At 49.9% G+C, this 16,697-nt stretch carries 16 protein-coding genes and 1 pseudogene; 10 read left to right on the plus strand and 7 right to left on the minus strand.

Annotated features, from left to right (window positions below; genetic code table 11):
• The first annotated feature begins 201 nt into the window (after positions 1–201).
• Together ACWWJF_RS00890 and ACWWJF_RS00895 are read left to right on the plus strand one after the other, a co-directional pair.
• Positions 202–456, plus strand: a complete 255-nt coding sequence (locus ACWWJF_RS00890; protein WP_455868401.1) for a hypothetical protein — start codon at positions 202–204, stop codon at positions 454–456.
• A gap of 61 nt (positions 457–517) precedes the next feature.
• Positions 518–2,167 (plus strand): annotated as a pseudogene (locus tag ACWWJF_RS00895) (tape measure protein); the annotation flags it as partial.
• A gap of 120 nt (positions 2,168–2,287) precedes the next feature.
• Here the strand turns inward: ACWWJF_RS00895 and ACWWJF_RS00900 are convergent.
• A protein-coding gene (locus tag ACWWJF_RS00900) for an IS3 family transposase (protein WP_455868400.1) occupies positions 2,288–3,456 on the minus strand; the annotation gives its coding sequence in 2 pieces (ribosomal slippage) (positions 2,288–3,201 and positions 3,201–3,456; 1,170 coding nt in all).
• A gap of 90 nt (positions 3,457–3,546) precedes the next feature.
• Between ACWWJF_RS00900 and ACWWJF_RS00905 the strand changes: the two genes are divergently transcribed.
• From ACWWJF_RS00905 to ACWWJF_RS00940, 8 genes are all read left to right on the plus strand, one after another.
• Positions 3,547–5,061 carry a phage tail tape measure protein gene (locus tag ACWWJF_RS00905; RefSeq protein ID WP_455868402.1) on the plus strand — a complete coding sequence of 505 codons (1,515 nt, stop codon included), beginning with the start codon at positions 3,547–3,549 and terminating at the stop codon, positions 5,059–5,061.
• On the plus strand, positions 5,061–5,417 hold the full coding sequence (locus ACWWJF_RS00910; RefSeq protein ID WP_455868403.1) for a phage tail protein: 357 nt from the start codon (positions 5,061–5,063) through the stop codon (positions 5,415–5,417). The genes ACWWJF_RS00905 and ACWWJF_RS00910 overlap by 1 nt, the downstream gene beginning before the upstream one ends.
• Positions 5,418–5,466: 49 nt before the next feature.
• Entirely contained in the window at positions 5,467–6,219 is a 753-nt protein-coding gene (locus tag ACWWJF_RS00915; RefSeq protein ID WP_455868404.1) for a phage minor tail protein L, read from the plus strand.
• Positions 6,220–6,222: 3 nt separating this feature from the next.
• Positions 6,223–6,951: a C40 family peptidase gene (locus ACWWJF_RS00920; protein ID WP_455868405.1), complete on the plus strand. Its 729-nt coding sequence runs from the start codon at positions 6,223–6,225 to the stop codon at positions 6,949–6,951.
• Positions 6,935–7,540 (plus strand): tail assembly protein, encoded by a 606-nt coding sequence (locus ACWWJF_RS00925; RefSeq protein ID WP_455868406.1) that lies wholly within the window; start codon positions 6,935–6,937, stop codon positions 7,538–7,540. The genes ACWWJF_RS00920 and ACWWJF_RS00925 overlap by 17 nt, the downstream gene beginning before the upstream one ends.
• A gap of 56 nt (positions 7,541–7,596) precedes the next feature.
• Positions 7,597–11,043: a host specificity protein J gene (locus ACWWJF_RS00930; protein WP_455868407.1), complete on the plus strand. Its 3,447-nt coding sequence runs from the start codon at positions 7,597–7,599 to the stop codon at positions 11,041–11,043.
• 84 nt (positions 11,044–11,127) lie between these two features.
• A complete protein-coding gene (locus ACWWJF_RS00935) occupies positions 11,128–12,105 on the plus strand; it encodes a DUF6453 family protein (protein WP_455868408.1) in 978 nt (325 codons plus the stop codon).
• 33 nt (positions 12,106–12,138) lie between these two features.
• Complete coding sequence (locus ACWWJF_RS00940; protein WP_455868409.1) at positions 12,139–13,659, plus strand: phage tail fiber protein; 1,521 nt, start codon at positions 12,139–12,141, stop codon at positions 13,657–13,659.
• A gap of 724 nt (positions 13,660–14,383) precedes the next feature.
• Here the strand turns inward: ACWWJF_RS00940 and ACWWJF_RS00945 are convergent.
• The 6 genes from ACWWJF_RS00945 to ACWWJF_RS00970 all read right to left on the minus strand — a co-directional run bounded on the left by ACWWJF_RS00945 (position 14,384) and on the right by ACWWJF_RS00970 (position 16,693).
• Positions 14,384–15,034, minus strand: coding sequence for a tyrosine-type recombinase/integrase (locus ACWWJF_RS00945; RefSeq protein WP_455868410.1), 651 nt, complete (start codon positions 15,032–15,034; stop codon positions 14,384–14,386).
• Between the two features lie 135 nt (positions 15,035–15,169).
• Complete coding sequence (locus ACWWJF_RS00950) at positions 15,170–15,628, minus strand: phage integrase Arm DNA-binding domain-containing protein (protein ID WP_455868411.1); 459 nt, start codon at positions 15,626–15,628, stop codon at positions 15,170–15,172.
• Positions 15,606–15,845: an excisionase gene (locus ACWWJF_RS00955; protein WP_455868412.1), complete on the minus strand. Its 240-nt coding sequence runs from the start codon at positions 15,843–15,845 to the stop codon at positions 15,606–15,608. The genes ACWWJF_RS00950 and ACWWJF_RS00955 overlap by 23 nt, the downstream gene beginning before the upstream one ends.
• A 149-nt stretch (positions 15,846–15,994) precedes the next feature.
• Positions 15,995–16,156, minus strand: coding sequence for a protease FtsH-inhibitory lysogeny factor CIII (locus ACWWJF_RS00960; protein ID WP_455868413.1), 162 nt, complete (start codon positions 16,154–16,156; stop codon positions 15,995–15,997).
• Positions 16,157–16,170: 14 nt separating this feature from the next.
• The gene (locus tag ACWWJF_RS00965) at positions 16,171–16,380 is read right to left on the minus strand and encodes a ParE family toxin-like protein (protein ID WP_455868414.1); all 210 of its coding nucleotides are present in this window, start codon (positions 16,378–16,380) and stop codon (positions 16,171–16,173) included.
• Positions 16,370–16,693, minus strand: coding sequence for a hypothetical protein (locus tag ACWWJF_RS00970; protein ID WP_455868415.1), 324 nt, complete (start codon positions 16,691–16,693; stop codon positions 16,370–16,372). The genes ACWWJF_RS00965 and ACWWJF_RS00970 overlap by 11 nt, the downstream gene beginning before the upstream one ends.
• Between the last annotated feature and the right edge of the window lie 4 nt (positions 16,694–16,697).

A 16,697-nucleotide genomic window follows, 5' to 3' on the forward strand; every position in this document is an offset into this window, starting at 1 on the left:
TCTAAATAACTGTTCTAAATAATTCTCCACTCTTGTCTCGCCCTTGTAAGACAAAGGATTGGATCACGGCTTTGTTGAATAAACAGATTTTATGCTGGCAGCCCAGTAAAACGATTGTTTCCAGCAACGTAAAATCATGCAGTTAAGCATCATGAGAAAACGGAATGCCTAAGGTGACAAGCATTTTCTGCCAAAAAGAGTATGGCAAAACAGCATGATTCCCTATTATTCAACAAAGCCTCAAAGCGTCATAAAATTTATATTATTATCAGGTGCGCCGTAAAACCCCGTACTTTAGGGCGGGGAGGATGTCAAGATTGTAAAAGCTGCACAGTTAAGTATTTGGGCACTGGTGATACGTTAGAACAAATGAAAAAATCATCGCCAGATAAAAGCATGGCACCAATTGTAGGAGAGTCAATTGCATACTATGTTGGATTAGAAGCCTGTAAATAACACATTGATAATCGATACAAACCCGCCCAGTGCGGGTTTTTTATTGCCCGGAGAAAATAAAATGGCAACCCTACGCGAATTGATTATTAAGATTTCTGCCAACTCTCAGTCTTTTCAATCTGAAATTAATCGCGCTTCGCGTATGGGGTCAGATTATTATAAAACCATGCAGAATGGCGGGCGACAAGCGGCGGCGGCATCGCGTGAAAGCCAGCGCGCATTGGCAGAAGTGAATGCACAGCTTGCCTCTGTAAAATCTACGGCGCTGGGCATGACGAGTGCATTGGCTGGTGCATTTGCTACCGGGCATCTCATTAACCTTGTCGATCAGTGGAATATGGTCAATGCGAGGCTTAAACAGGCGTCGATATCGACGCAAGACTTCACCAGTAATCAGGCCGCGTTGATGGCACTTAGCCAAAGAACGGGTACCGCTTTTGCAGATAATGCAGGGTTATTTGCCCGCTCAGCCGCTTCATTGCGTGAATACGGTTACTCATCGCAGGACGCGTTAAAGGTTACCGAAGCATTGGCTACCGGCCTTAAACTTTCTGGTGCGGGTGTTCAGGAATCCAGTTCTGTTATTACCCAATTCAGCCAGGCATTGGCACAGGGTGTGCTGCGTGGTGAAGATTTTAACTCTGTAAACGCAAATGGTGATCGCGTTATTCGTGCGCTGGCCGCAGGGATGGGGGTGGCGCGCAAAGACCTAAAGGCAATGGCTGACCAAGGACAGCTAACCGCTAATAAAGTTGTGCCAGCCCTAATCAGTCAGTTGGGCGCAATGCAAAATGAATTTGCGGCAATGCCAGCCACTGTTGGCGGATCAGTAACTAAAGTTCAAAACGCTTTTCAACAATGGGTGGGCGGGGTTAATCAGACATCCGGTGTGACGGCCACCCTGTCAGGAACACTGGATTCGTTAACCGATAATATTGATGGTGTAGCGACCGCTGCCGGTGCGCTGGTGGCTGTTGGTGCCGCTCGTTACTTTGGGAATATGGCGTCAGGCGCATACAGTGCTACGGCTGGGTTAATTTCTGCTGCAAAAAGCGAGGTGGCATTAGCTGAAGCACAATTACGAGGGACTCAGATTGCTACCGCTTGCGCCAGGGCTGCCGTTTATCGCGCACAGCAGGCGTTAATCGCGGCGCAGGGGACGGAAGCACAAGCAGCGGCAGAAAAGCGGCTGGCGGCAACACAAACAGTCTTAACGCGAAACATCACAGCGAGAACAGCGGCACACACCGCGTTAAATAGTGTCACTGCGGTTGGTTCTCGTCTTATGGCTGGAGCTCTTGGGCTTGTTGGTGGTATTCCTGGCTTGATTATGCTGGGTGCTGGTGCCTGGTATATGTATTATCAAAACCAAGAGCAAGCCCGCCAATCTGCTATTCAGTATGCCAGTACGCTTGATGACATTGTTGCCAAGTCAAAAGAAATGAATGTTGTGCAACTCAAAGGGGCTATTGCGGATTCTGGTAGCTCGATTGATGCGTTAAAGGCAAGACTCAGTGAGTTAAAAGATGCTCAAGAAACCGCTGCTGCAGAAGTAGAAAAGTATAATAAGCACGCAAGGGCCGTTGGCGGTGATGGTGGTGGTTATGCTGTAAATGCGGCCAACGCTCAGCGTGAATATGAGAAGGCGAGCCGCGATGTGTCAGATGCAACTGAACAACTCAATAATGCCATTGCTAATCAATCACGCCTTCAAGATGAGTTAAATAATAAAGTTTCTGTTTCATCGGCTGTTTTTCAAAAGATACAGCGTGAATTAGTCAGTACTTATAAATTAGCGGAAGGTGTTGCAGACGCGATGGCAATATAGTGGTCAACTAATATTGGCCACCGCATTAGACTGTATGTAGAACAGTCGCTCAGATTCGTTTGGAGTTAAGCCGCCGTTATACCAGTGAGGCCGGATAGCGCTGTAATACCCCGTGATGTAGCGGATAATCGCGTCCTGGGCTTCGCTGAAGCTGTTGTAACCCTTTGTCGGCACCCATTCTGTCTTCAGGCTGCGGAAGAACCGCTCCATTGGCGCATTATCCCAGCAGTTACCCCGCCGACTCATACTCTGCTTTATCCGGCAGCGCCACAGGGCTTGCCGGTATTGACGGCTGGTATAGTGGCTGCCCTGGTCGCTGTGGAACATGACTCCTGTTGGTTGTCCCCGGAGTTCCCAGGCCATCTGCAACGCTTTAACTGTCAGCGCCGAGTCCGGCGACGTCGACATGGCCCAGCCCACCGGTTTGCGGGCGAACAGGTCTAGCACCACCGCAAGGTAAGCCCAGCATTTGCCCGTCCAGATGTAGGTCACATCGCCGCACCAGACCTGATCCGGCGCGGTAACCGCGAACTGGCGGTTGAGATAGTTCGGTATTTCAACGTGTTCATTGCCGCCGCGTTTGTATTTGTGAGCCGGTCGCTGGCAGCTGGCGATACCCAGCTCCTTCATCAGCTTGCCAGCCAGCCAGCGCCCCATTTTGACACCAGAGCTGCCGGTGACGATGGTCGCGATACTTCGAGCGCCGGCAGAGCCGCCGCTGGCGTTCCAGGCTTCCATGACGCGACTACACTTAACCACGCGCTCACCGTCGGGTTCATTAGCGGAAGCCTGCCAGTGCCTGTAGCTGCTGCGATGTACCTCAAAAGTTTGGCACAACGCCGTGACCGGGTATCGCGCCCTCAGCCTGTCGACTACCGTGAACCGTTGAGTGAGTCCGACATTAAGAGCGCCGTAGCCTTTTTTAGGATTTCGTTCTCCATTTCAAGGCATTGGACTTTTTTCTTCATCTCACGCAGCTCGAGCTGTTCAGGGGTAAGAGGAAGTCCCGTTGGCGTTTTTCCCTGTCGTTCAAGGCGAAGCTTATTGACCCAGCGACTAATGGCAGAATGGCTGACATTAACCGCCTCTGCGGCCTTAACGTATGTGTAGCCGTGGTCGACAACCAGCTTTGCGGCTTCGAGCTTAAATTCCGCCGTAAAATGTTTACCCATGAGGTCACCTGTCGTGTTGATGAGGTGAGCATATCACCTCCGATCAGGTGGCCAGTATCAGTGTGCCACTACACAATAACCGTTCAGTTCATGGATGAGTTGAACAGTAAAAAGGTAGGTGGCGTTACTCAGCAAATAGAGAATGAGGCATACACAAAATATATTAAGCAGCAGCAAGAGAGCCTTGAGTTGTTACGCAAGGAAGGGATTGAACGTGCAAAATTAAAAGCCATTCAGGATGCAACGAAGAGAGGGGCGTTGAAGGTAGACACGGCAGGGAGTGTTGCTACTGGTCAAGATGCTCAGATTGAAAGGATTCAGGCTAATGCCGTAGAGGAATACCATCTTCAGCAGGCAGGGAAGGATAGAAATAAAAAGTCATCACTGCAAAAAACCGAAGATGCTTACAAACGCATTAATGAGCAACTGAGGGAACAGCTTGCATTAGATGGGCAATCTTCTGAGTTAGCTAAGATGAAATACAAAATTTCTCAGGGGGATTTGGCAGCAATATCGGCAAAGCATAAAGCCGAGTTGCTTCATAATGCAGATCTTATTGATCAGGCAGAAATACGGAAGAAAGCTACTGAATACGAGAATGGGTTGATTGATTCAAATGCCAATGCAAAGGCAGCTAACGACGCTAACCTTGTCGGTTTCGGCGAGGGTTCCCGCGTTCGTGAGCGTATGCAGGAAATGATCAGCATTCGCCGCGAGTTTATCCAGAAAGATGATGAGCTACGGCGTCAGCATCAGGCTGGTGAAATTGATGACGAATTTTTCAATCGAGCCATTGCCCTGAATAAGCGCTATCTGGATAAACGTCTGAATGACCAGCAGATGTATTACACCTCATTGGATGATCAGCGCAATAACTGGATGGGGGGCATGCGTGATGGTTTTGCCGATTGGGCTGATGATGCCACCGATTATGCAACTCAGGCGTCACAGGGCATGAAAACGGCGATGAGTGGTGCCGTTGGCTCCATCACTGAAATGCTGAACGGCAATAAAAATAGCTGGAAGGACTGGGGTGTTAGCGTACTGAAGATTATCCAGAACGTGCTGGTTAATATGGCGGTGGCAAACGCAGCTCAATCTGCCAGCGGTGTTTTTGGTAGCTTGTTTAGTGCCGGGGCATCAGCGTTTTCCGGTGCAGCGTCGGCGTCAAGCAATGCTTTTACAACTGGCGCATACAACAATCTTTCGTTCAATGCTCAGGGGGGTGTTTATCAATCACCGTCGCTCAGTGCCTACAGCGGTGGTGTGTACAGCACGCCTCGGTTGTTTGCTTTTGCTAAAGGGGCTGGAGTGTTTGGTGAGGCCGGGCCGGAGGCGATTATGCCACTGACTCGTGCTGCAAATGGTTCGCTCGGTGTCAGGGCGATCATGCCGGATGTTTCAGCGTTGGGCGGCGGTGCTCCTCAGGTGACGGTAAATATTTCCAGCAACGGGCAAGTAAGCCAAACGTCAACACCGGGTTATGAACAGTTTGGGCGTGAAATAGGTCAATTTGTCGATCAGCGGTTTCAGGTCCTGTTGCAGAAAGAAATGGGGCAAGGAAAAAGTCTGAATGCAGCAATGAAAGGAAGGAGAGGGGGATAATGGCTATCGAGACATTCACCTTCTGTCCCCGCGTCAATCCAGAGGGGGCATTTACACAGCGAACCCGATCGATACAGTTCGGTGACGGGTACACGCAGCGGGCAGGCGATGGGATTAACGGCGAGTCACAAAGCTGGCCGTTAACGTTTGTTGGCGATGATGCCCATATTCAGCCAATTATTGCATTTCTGCGTCGCCACAAGGGGTATATGTCGTTTCGATGGGTGAACCCGCTTGCTGAGTTAGGGCTGTACTGCTGCCCTGATGGATTTAACGTTACCGCATTGGGTAAAAACAGCCGTGGCGATCAGGTATTTCAACTCACAGCAACGTTTGTGACGGCCTACCATCCGTAAACCTCATTAAGTATCTCATCAAGACTAAATACCTTATTACGGGATTTTTATGTCATTAAATACTGACTCCCAAAAACTGGAGCCGGGCGATCGCGTGCGCCTGTTTGAAGTGGATTGCACGGCATTTGATGGCCCGGAACTGTATTTCCACAGTCATCCCATCGCTCATACCTCAGAGGAAATTGAGGCGGCGGGTGACGATGAAGCAAAGATACTCGCCAAATCGATCTGGTGGCAGGGCAAAGAATACAAAGCCTGGCCCACGCAGGTCGAAGGGCTGGAAATGACCAGCGATGGCAGTGCCCCGACGCCCACACTGGCGGTGGGTAATATCGATGGCACCATTACGGCGCTCTGTCTGGCTTATCAGAATCTGGCACAGGCCACGGTGCGTGTTCACACCACGTTTGCGCACTATCTTGATGCGCGAAATTTTCCTGAAGGTAACGCCGATGCCGATCCAACGCAGGAGCGGTTAGAAGTCTGGTATATCGACAGCAAAACCGCAGAAGACGACGAATCAGTCAGCTTCAAATTGTCATCCCCTGCAGACCTGCAAGGCATCATGATCCCCACCCGGCAGATACACAGCCTGTGCACCTGGTGCATGCGTGGTCAGTATCGGGGGGCATCCTGTGGCTATACCGGCACAAACTATTTTGATGCAGAGGGTGATCCTGTTAGCGATCCGGCGTTGGATGAATGCTCAGGGTTGCTATCGACCGGCTGTAAGCCGCGTTTTGGTGAAGATGCTGAATTACCTTTCGGCGGTTTCCCCGGCTCCGCGCTGATTAAGAGGTGAATAGTGAAACTCAGCAAATTAATCATTACAGAAGTACTGGCCCACGCCGAGCACGTCTATCCGTACGAAGCATGTGGACTGATTGTGCAGAGCGGCCGGAAACAGCGCTACGTGCGCTGTCGCAATCAGGCGCTGGAGCCGGAAGAGCATTTCACGATGAACCCGGAGGATTACGCGGAAGCAGAGGATAGCGCGACCATCATTGCCATTGTTCACAGTCACCCTGATGCGACCACGCAACCGAGTCATGTTGATCAGGCTGAATGTGATGTGTCACAACTGCCTTGGGTTATCGCCAGTTGGCCTGAGGGGGATATTCGCACCATTATGCCTACGGAGGGTATCAAGCCGTTGCTGGGGCGTCCTTTTGTGCATGGCATCTGGGATTGCTACGCCATTGTGCGTGACTGGTATCTGTTGGAGCGAGGCATAACGCTGCCCAATTTTGAACGTTCAGATGGATGGTGGAACCGTAGCGAAGACCTTTACATGAAACATTACGCCGAGGCGGGATTTACTGCTGTCAATGGTGAGCTACAACCCGGTGATGTCATCATTATGCAGGTGAGAGCCAGCGAGCCAAACCACGCAGGGATTTATGTCGGCAGCGGTGAAATGATCCATCACATGTACAACCAGTTGAGCCAGAAAGTGCCCTACGGCGGCTACTGGCTGGACAGGACCATAACCCGCCTACGTTATACGGGAGGCGTTAATGTCGGTAGCCATTGAGTACCAACCCCTGAAAACCATCCGCCTCTATGGCGTTCTGGGCGCAACGTTTGGTCGCGTTCATAAACTGGCAGTAGAAAGCCATCAGGAAGCTATCAAGGCGCTCAGCGTGATCATCCCCGGCTTTGAAAAGTTCCTGCTGATCAGCAAGGCGCGGGGGTTAACTTACGCGGTATTTGACGGTAAGCGGAATCTTACTCGTGATGAGTTGGATTTTACTATCAGCCATGAAATCCGTATTGCTCCAGTAATTATTGGGAGCAAAAAGGCGGGATTGTTTCAAACAATTTTGGGGGCGGTTCTTCTGGCCGCAGCTATATGGAACCCAGCCTCATTAATACCCGCTAAAGCACTTCTTTCCGTTGGCGCAATGGGCGCATCGATGATGCTTGGCGGCGTGGTGCAGATGCTAACCCCTGTTCAGGGGGGTCTTGCCATGCGCGAATCCCCTGACAACAAACCGTCCTACGCATTCGGCGGACCGGTCAACTCCATCGCTCAGGGTAATCCGGTGCCCATCCTGTATGGACGTCGCCGAATCGGTGGCGCAATTATCTCAGCGGGTATCTACGCAGAAGATCAGCAGTAATCATTCCGTTCACTTCTTAAGCCGTTCTCAGCGGTTTTTTTATTTCTGGAGCATTCATGACGATTCATGGTCGTAAAGGGGGCGGCGGTAATGCCCGGACGCCGGTTGAGTCGCCGGATTCTATTCAGTCTACGTCCTACGCAAAAATCCTGCTGGCGCTGGGGGAGGGTGAATTTAGCGGTGGGCTGGATGGTTCGCGGGTTTTTCTGGACGGTACGCCGATCACTGATACCAATGGCAACGCAAACTTTTCAGGCGTGACGTGGGAGTTTCGTTCCGGCACGCCCGATCAATCCTATATCCCCGGTTTCCCCGGCGTTGAGAATGAAATTACCGTCAGCACAGAATTAACCAGCCAGACAGCCTGGGTGCGTTCGCTCACCAATACCCAACTTTCCGCTGTGCGTCTGCGCTTTTCGTGGTCTGCGCTCCAGCAACAACTGGATAACGGCGATGTAGTGGGTTATCGCATTGAGTACGCGATTGATGTGGCTACGGACGGTGGCAGCTATCAGGAACTGCTGAAAACAGCGGTCGACGGTAAGACTATGACGAAATATGAGCGCAGCCACCGTATTGACTTACCTGATGCAACAACCGGCTGGCAAATCCGCGTGCGTCGCATTACGCCGAATTCAACGAGCAACCGCATTGCCGATAAAATGGTCATTGATGCCATCACGGAAGTCATTGATGCGAAATTACGTTACCCGGAAACTGCGCTGCTGTTTGTTCAGTTTGATGCGAAGCAGTTCCAGAATATCCCGGTGATTTCCTGTGAGCCTAATGGGCGTATTATCCGCGTTCCCTCAAATTATGATCCGGTAGCCCGCACTTACAGCGGGGCATGGAACGGCACCTTTAAATGGGCGTTCACCAATAACCCGGCTTGGGTGTATTACGACATCCAAATCAGCGATCGCTTTGGTCTTGGCAACCGCATCAAGGCTGAAAATCTCTCGGTTTCGAAGTGGACGCTGTACCAGATTGCGCAGTATTGCGATCAGCAAGTTCCAGATGGCCGTGGCGGTGTCGGCACCGAGCCACGTTTTTTGTGCGACGTATATATCCAGTCACAGGAAGAAGCCTGGACCGTGCTTAACGATCTGGCTGCCATTTTTCGCGGTGCCACGTTCTGGGGTAATAACCAGATGAACGTCATTGCCGATATGCCGCGTGACATTGATTACATCGTCACGCGCGCCAACGTGAAAGACGGGAAATTTACTTACAGCAACGCCAGCGAGAAAACTCACTACAGCACAGCGATGGTGTCCTGGTCCGATCCCGAAAACGGTTATCAGGATGCTGTTGAAGCCGTCAATGATAACAAGCTGGTTAAACGTTACGGGATTAAACAGGCCGAAGTGACGGCGATTGGTTGTATTCGCCAGACGGAGGCGATCCGCCGTGGTAAATGGATTTTGCACACCAATGATGCGGACCGGGCCATTGCGTACACGATGGGGCTGGATGGCGATATTCCTGTGCCTGGCTCAATTGTAGGTGTGGCTGATTCATTACTGGCAGGACGTCCATTAGGGGGGCGTATCAGCGCGGTTGACGGGCGTAACATCACGCTCGATCGCGTCTCTTCTGCTGCCGTTGGTGAGCGCTTGATTGTCAATCTGCCTAGCGGGAAAGCAGAAGGGCGTACCATTGAGGCGGTAAACGATAAAATCATTACGGTCACAACAGATTACAGCGAAACGCCGATCGCAGAATCTGTCTGGGCGATAGATGCCACTGATTTAGCTTTGCAACTGTACCGTATTGTTGGTGTGGCCGAGGCGGATGGCGGTCTGTCATTCGATATCACCGGCGTCGAGTATGACCCGGACAAATGGGACAAGATTGATAACGGCGCGCGCATTGAATCGTGTCCGATCAGCGTTATTCCTCCTTCCGTGCAACCCGCACCTGCAAATGTCGAGATCGGTAGTTACAACACGGTCGATCAGGGCATAAACATGACGACATTGCGGGTGACGTGGGATCGGGCTGAAAGTGCCATCGCGTATGAAGCGCAATGGCGACGGGATAACGGCAACTGGATAAATGCAGCGCGTACTTCTGCGTTGGGTTTTGAAGTCTCTGGCATTTACGCCGGACAATATCAGGCGCGTGTCCGGGCAATCAATGCGGCTGAAATCTCCAGCATGTGGGCCAACGCGCAGGAAACCCGGCTTAACGGCAAAGAGGGCAACCTGCCTGCACTGGCGAGCTTCACCACAACGCCACTTGTTTTCGGTATCCAGCTGAACTGGAATTTCCCCGCTGACACTGACGATACACTGAAAACGGAAATTCAGTATTCCCCGACGAGCGACGGGCAGAATGCGCTGTTACTGTCTGATGTGGCGTATCCTACGCGCACCTATCAACAAATGGGGCTCAGCGTAGGCCAGGCGTTCTTTTACCGTGCCCGCATTGTTGACAAGTCTGGCAATCAGGGACCGTGGACGAACTGGATACGCGGAGGATCCAGCACAGACGTAAGCGATATTACGGATGTGATTGTGGGTGAAATCACTGAAACCGACGCATGGAAATCTCTGGTCGGTGAGGTTGAGAACAATACCCAGCAAATCTCGGGTGGCATGCTGAACAGCATTGAACAGGCTAAAGCCATTATCCGTAACAGCCTGGCGAACGACGCTGAAACACGACGCTGGCGCGCGCAGAACGGCGACCGGGTGGCAGAAATCACCGAAACGCGGGCTGCAATTGCAAATGAAGTCGAGTCCAGGACAATTGCGCTGCTGGAAATGCAGTCAAGTATTGGTACCACTAACAGCAATTTGACCCGGCTGGAACAGACGGTGACCACGCTGGATGCGACCACAGCGCAGCAGCTAACCCACCTCAACAGCCAGATGACCGATCCTGTTACTGGCCTGACCGCAAATGCATCGGCGGTGGAGGGGCTGCAAACCGCTGTCACCAGCATTGATGGGCAGCTTACGACGCAAGCCACACAGATTACGCAACTTACCTCAACGGTTAACGGCGTCACGACCGAAATAAGCGATATCAGGAGTATCGTTAATGCTACGGATGCGCAGCTGTCGGCCTATCGCACACTGCGCATTAAGGTTGATGCGAATGGGCGCCAATATGTTGCGGGTATGACGCAGAGCATTGAGGACACGGACCAGGGTATGCAGTCGAATACCATTTTTCTGCAAGACCGATTCTCGATCATGAATGCGGCTGGGGGAAATCCGCAATTAATATTCACCACGCAAGGCAATCAGGTGATTATTAATTCTGCGGTTATTGGTGAGGGCACAATCACTGACCTGATGATTGGTGACGTCATCAAGTCGAAGACTTTGGGGGCGGGCGGAAAACCTCTCTGGCAACTTGATAAAAATACCGGGATGACCATGACAGGCAAGAGCACAACCAGCGGATATTTAACGCTAGACGGCAATGCACTCCAATATTTTGATAACACCAACGCAAGGAGAATTCTTCTTGGTGGCGTGTTGGCACTTTAGGGCTATTTTGATATGTTTGAAGTCTATTCCAAAATGCTAGGGCGGAATTTTTCGCTATACGAGAACAACAGAACGCTATCGTTTTTGGGTAGGGTAAAAAATGATGCTGAGTGGAATACGATACCACGCAAGCCTAGCCTCAACTCCAAACTAATATATTTGATGATAGTGCCAATTACCGTAGGAAGCGGATTTGGAAATAATACATATGCCACACTGGCAAATATTGACTTGTCTAGTAATCGTGAGCAGATTCGCTTTACTTGGTTTGAAATGACGAGCAGCGAGGATCCATTTTATAAGGCTGGGCCGATACCATCACCAAACTCAGGTCAAATAACTATTGATGTCTATGAGATTGATGGCAGTGAATCAGGAACCTATGGGCTCGTGCTTCAAAACTCCACGGACTATCTATCCATAACGGACGCAAGCCGACTCGGTTGTTGTGTGTGGGTTTACAGTGGGAATATTCAGAGCGGCTTTTCTATTCCATCCAACATCCCTGGCTACGAAAGCTGCATAATATTTACGAACTGGAATGATAATGGGTGCGTACTAAGTTTAGATGAAGAAAAACGCGTTCGTATTTATTCATCAGAATTCACCTGGAACCCGACCGTGGAGCGAACCAACTACGATTTGAACATCAAAATTGTTGCGTTCTCTAGCGGGTTCACGATCCCGCTCACAGGTTTTGAGGCGGGTTTATTGATCTGGAATGAAAACGGCGTTCTCACCTTCTCCTCAGACTACCCTCCAGTAAAGGTCGCCAAATTCGTTGATTATAGCGGTACGGGATCATTCCTGAACCGAGTGATAGACCTCGGAGGGGAAGGGTACATGGTCCCAATTACCAAGTCTATTGGGGGGCTGTATCGCAGCTATATCCAGCGGGAGCGCTTTGCGGCAGTCGGTCTTAGTATGAGTGGAAGGAATGTAACGATAAGAAAATCGGTCGAGCTGATGGATTATAACGGACACAATACTTTTTCAAACCCATCAATTCTTGTTCCGAACTACCCTTTTCCCATTCTTCAGGCGAGTGATTATTTCGGCTAGCCTCCCATATAACTATTTTACAGAGGAATTACCATGAGCGCATGGTACAAAACCGGAGCCATCGCTGCCACCAGCGGTAGCAAAATCATTATGGGCACAAGAACGCAATTCACTAATCCATTAAACGGTGTAGCAGCAGGGCGGATGTTATTATTACCCGCTGCTGGCACTGTTCAAATTTATGAAATTGAGTCTGTACAATCCGATACACAATTAACGCTGGTATCTGCGTTCACTGGCACAACGGGAACGGGTAAAGCCTATGCTATTCCCACCTCTCCGACGGTTTCCATTGAGCAGTTTGCGCATGAATTTGCCTCAACGCTTGCTTATTACCAGCAGCAGTTATCAAGCTGGCAGCAGATATTAACCGGAACGGGAAACGTTACGTTAACCACGCCAGACGGTCAGACCGTTACCGTTCGCTCGCAACGGGCGTGGGATACGGCGCTGAATGGGAAAGCCAATTCCAGCGATGTTTTCTTGCTGAAAGGCGCGCTGGGAACCAATGACCTGAACAATGTTATCGGGACGGATTACCAGGGTATTTGGTGGCAGAATGCGACCGCTAATGCCACGGCGGCAAGGAACTATCCTGTGGTGTCCGCTGGGAACCTGCTTGTGCTCTACAACAGTGTGACCAGCTACGGCATTACACAGATTTATATCACCCCTGTTTCAAAGCGCATTTTTATCAGAAGCAAGCCAACACCGAGCGATGCATGGACAACATGGGATGAGTTTTGGACTAGCGCAAATCTGCCAAACCCCGCAACGCTTGATACTGCGCAAAACATAACCGGACTAAAGCAATATCGTAGAGATTCAGAAGCGTTTATGATTTTCCCGGCTGCACAAGGAAAGTCATCATTTATTCGTGGTAATGAAGTTGATGGAAGTTCCAGATGGTACTTGGGTTACGGTGTTGACAACGTAAATACGCTAACGTTGCATAACTATAAAGCAAGTAACGGGATCTATTTCAACGAAAACGGCGATATATCGATTAATCCGGCTGATGGTAAACGTATTTACCAATGGACATACCCGCTACTGGCGGCAGGGCTGAATGCTGTATCCGACGCCAACGGCTTCTGGAAAACAGCAAGCCCGGTTGTGAAGCTGTTTGCTGACGGCACCAGCGAACTCACCAGCGAAGCCGAGGGCATCACCAGCGAGCGCCTGAGCGAAGGGGTGTACCGCATTTCCGGCTGTTTGGGGCTGAATGCCGATCGTGCCTGGGGCGGTGATGAGGGCGGTATCGATGTGCCGATGTGCCGTAACAAGTTACCCCGCCTGTGGGTGGACTATGGCGGCGATGAGGGAAGTTCGCAGATAAACCCGGATGGCTCTATGGTCATTCGTACCTATCACCGGCCACACCCGGATGCGCGCGCTTTCGCCCGCAATGAGATAGAGGGCTACACGAACGGCGACCCGATCGACATCCCGCGTGACACCTTCATATCGGTACGCGTGCAAATGCCAGAACGTGAGGAGCTCAAACCGAAAGTAATGCACAGTAATGTTTACTGCAACACCGTAGTGAATTGAAATGATAGCGTCCGGTGGTAATGTCGGGCGCTTCATTCACATCAATGAAACCAATCGTTCACAGATTCCAACCACTAAGATCTGCGTGCCGTGCACGTGTCGTACGGTGACGTAATGTGCCGTGTTATGGCGTAAAAATGCGGTGTGAATGCCAAGGATGGCTATCCTATCAGCCCACCATTGCATCATTTCTTTGCGCTTGTCGAGGTGCTACGGTTAAAGAAATAAATAGCTGTTCCGAATAGTAGATCACTTGGTAACTATAGGTGATTATTTTGCTACTCATCACTACCACTCCTGAGCCTTGATATAAAAGGCTTCTGGGACGGGAAGCTGATTATCCCTTGTGCCCAAGGCTTGTGAAGGGTGTGGCGGTATTAGGAGCAGCTATTTAGCGTGTGTTGAAGCACCTGAAAGCGGCTATAGCGAATGGGATTTCCTTCGTCAAATGTGGAGCGTTCAGCGGTCAAATTTGGGAGATTCTGATGTAGTCTGCAAGTCGAAATGGACGGTAACTTATTGATAAAAATGTCGTGTATTGTCGTGCTTTGTTGTGTTTTGTTGCCTATTTTTTGAGCACAAATATAACATAAGTATATGATAAATATCATATTATTGTTTTAGACTTTCGCTGATGCTCCAACATCGGCGGAGAAATATTATCCTTTTTATTCAGGTTGTTACAATTAATCGATCGAAATTACTCGAAATTCGATCGAAATAATTACACCTCTGTCCACTCTGAGCCACGTACATCTCGGTACTTGTCGGTCATGGTTGCTGATTTATGCCCTAATAGTTTTTGTGCGTAGTCTTTCCCTTTCTCTTCAGTATATAAGCGAGCTGACAAACTTCTGATTTCATGAAAAGAGGGAGCAGTGCCTTCCCATTTCAAACCTGATCCACGACGCGCTTTCATAAATACTTCAGATAATGTTCTCTTAGCGAGAACACTGTGTTTTTCATCCGCCACAATGTGAGATTTACCATTATTTAATATTCTTAATTGCTGAAGCACATCTAAAAGGGAAAGATTCAGACATTCAAGGCGGGTTGTTTCCGCGATGGCCAACATCATGCCTGTTTTTTCTTGTCTGACGTAAAGACGTCCATCTCGGTAATCACTCCAGCACATGCCCTGAACATCGCTTAGGCGTTGTCCTGTGAGTAGAGCCAGGTCAAGGCAGGGGCCAACCCATGCGGGTAATTTATCTGCTGCTTTACGGATAGCCTTCCAATCGTCCAACGTTATGCGCTCGCGTTGAATTTCTACACGCTGGTTGCGCGTAGCTTCGGCTGGATTGCTTTTGGTGACCCCTTCAGCAATGGCCTCACGAAACAAGTCAAGCAGCAATGTTCTGATGCGGTTTGCCATTGTCGGTTTTCCTGCCTTTACCCATATCGTTATACACATCTTTCTAACGCACTGTTTAATCAATGAGTTACGGGTTTATCTCAGAGTGGCATTTTGAACCTCAAAAAGCCAATGGGATGGCTTGAATGCCTTAATTCACGGGGTTCTGAGCATCCTGTTCAAAAAATGGCCAAAAGATGTGTATAACGATATGGCCTTTACCCACTGATTAAGGAACGAGGCAATGTCTTTGGTTTCTACTTTATGAATAGCAAACTCACCTAAATGGGCGTTAACGGCTTTCAGGTATTTATTGTACTCGTTCATCGTTGTCGGCTTGAGTTTCCGTCCTTCGAGTATCCTCAGATAACGTTCAGACCATTGACTCACTGTGGTCACCTGTGTGCCGTTGATGCGGTCAACGAGCGGTGATTGTTTTGATGAGCCATAAATTGCCATATTGGCGGCTATGGCTTGCGTAATGGCCTCCTGTCGATGGCGGCCCAGGCCATATTCTTTTCCTGTGCGTGGGTCACGGTAGCAAAAATAGCCGCCATTGCGCGGTTGCAGGTTTGGCGGCAAATCGCGGTTCTTATGACTTCTCCGGCGTGCCATGTCTTATCCTCGATAACAGGGTGGGGTGAAGGGCGCTGGATGGGCCAATGTTTTTGTTCTGGGTGAGCTTGCAGGCATTTTCGTCAACCAGGTACTCGCGCCCATCTCGTATCGGTGCGGGAAAAATCATTCCGCTCCTGACCAATCGCCTGACGGTTTCCATACAACGCGGACGGGGTTGCCGCCGGTTCCACTCGGATAAGGTGATGTATGCCATAATGACCTCTGCTAAAATTAAGCCGCCCAACCGTTCGTCATGGCGGTGAGCTGGCGGTAGGATTTAAAAATCGTAGAAATGGGGGCGTGAACGTGGCACACAGGGTGTGCTGGTGAAGGTGATTTCAGGCTGCCGTGCAACCGCCTTGATTAACGTACTGAAGCAGTTCTGATAGGCTTGCCTGCCTGTTCGAGGATATCGATAACCTTTCGGTATGCGTTTCGCAGCCATTTAACCAATTTATCCAGGTGAGTTTCTTCCGGGTGATAGCTCCCCATGAGGGCAGCATGACCCGCGAATGCATAATTCATGGGTGCTCCCGTTTTTAGATTGTTATTTGAGTGTCGTATTTTGCATGACTCATGGTTTTCCAACTCTGCCCATTATCTTTCGATAACATGCGCCAGTAGAGGGAAAGTCGTATTGATAAATAACCGGTTTGTCGTATGCGTCTTGCATGGATAAGTCCTTCACGGTATAAGCGCTTAAATCGCTTCTCCCGCTCTCTTATCCGTTTGGGTATTTTAGGTTTCATGGGCCTTCTCCATTTGATATTTGATTAATGCCTGAGTTGCCCGACTGTGACGACGACGGGCATTGTATAATTCACGTTTTTTCTTAAGGAGGGCGATAAAATAAGGGGCAGTATGTTTAATAACTCCCTCATATTCCGGTTTGTCCGGGCTAAGTCGACCGCCATCAATGCCAGGGTCACCATGCTTACGGAAATATTGATACATGGCGGTACGATAAATATCTTTCAGCGTTACCATCGCCTTTTCGCACGCGACAATATCTTTAGATGCTGCGATAATGCGGGCAACGATAACTTCTTGTGATTGCTTCATAATT

It is taken from the genome of Symbiopectobacterium sp. Eva_TO, from assembly GCF_053848865.1.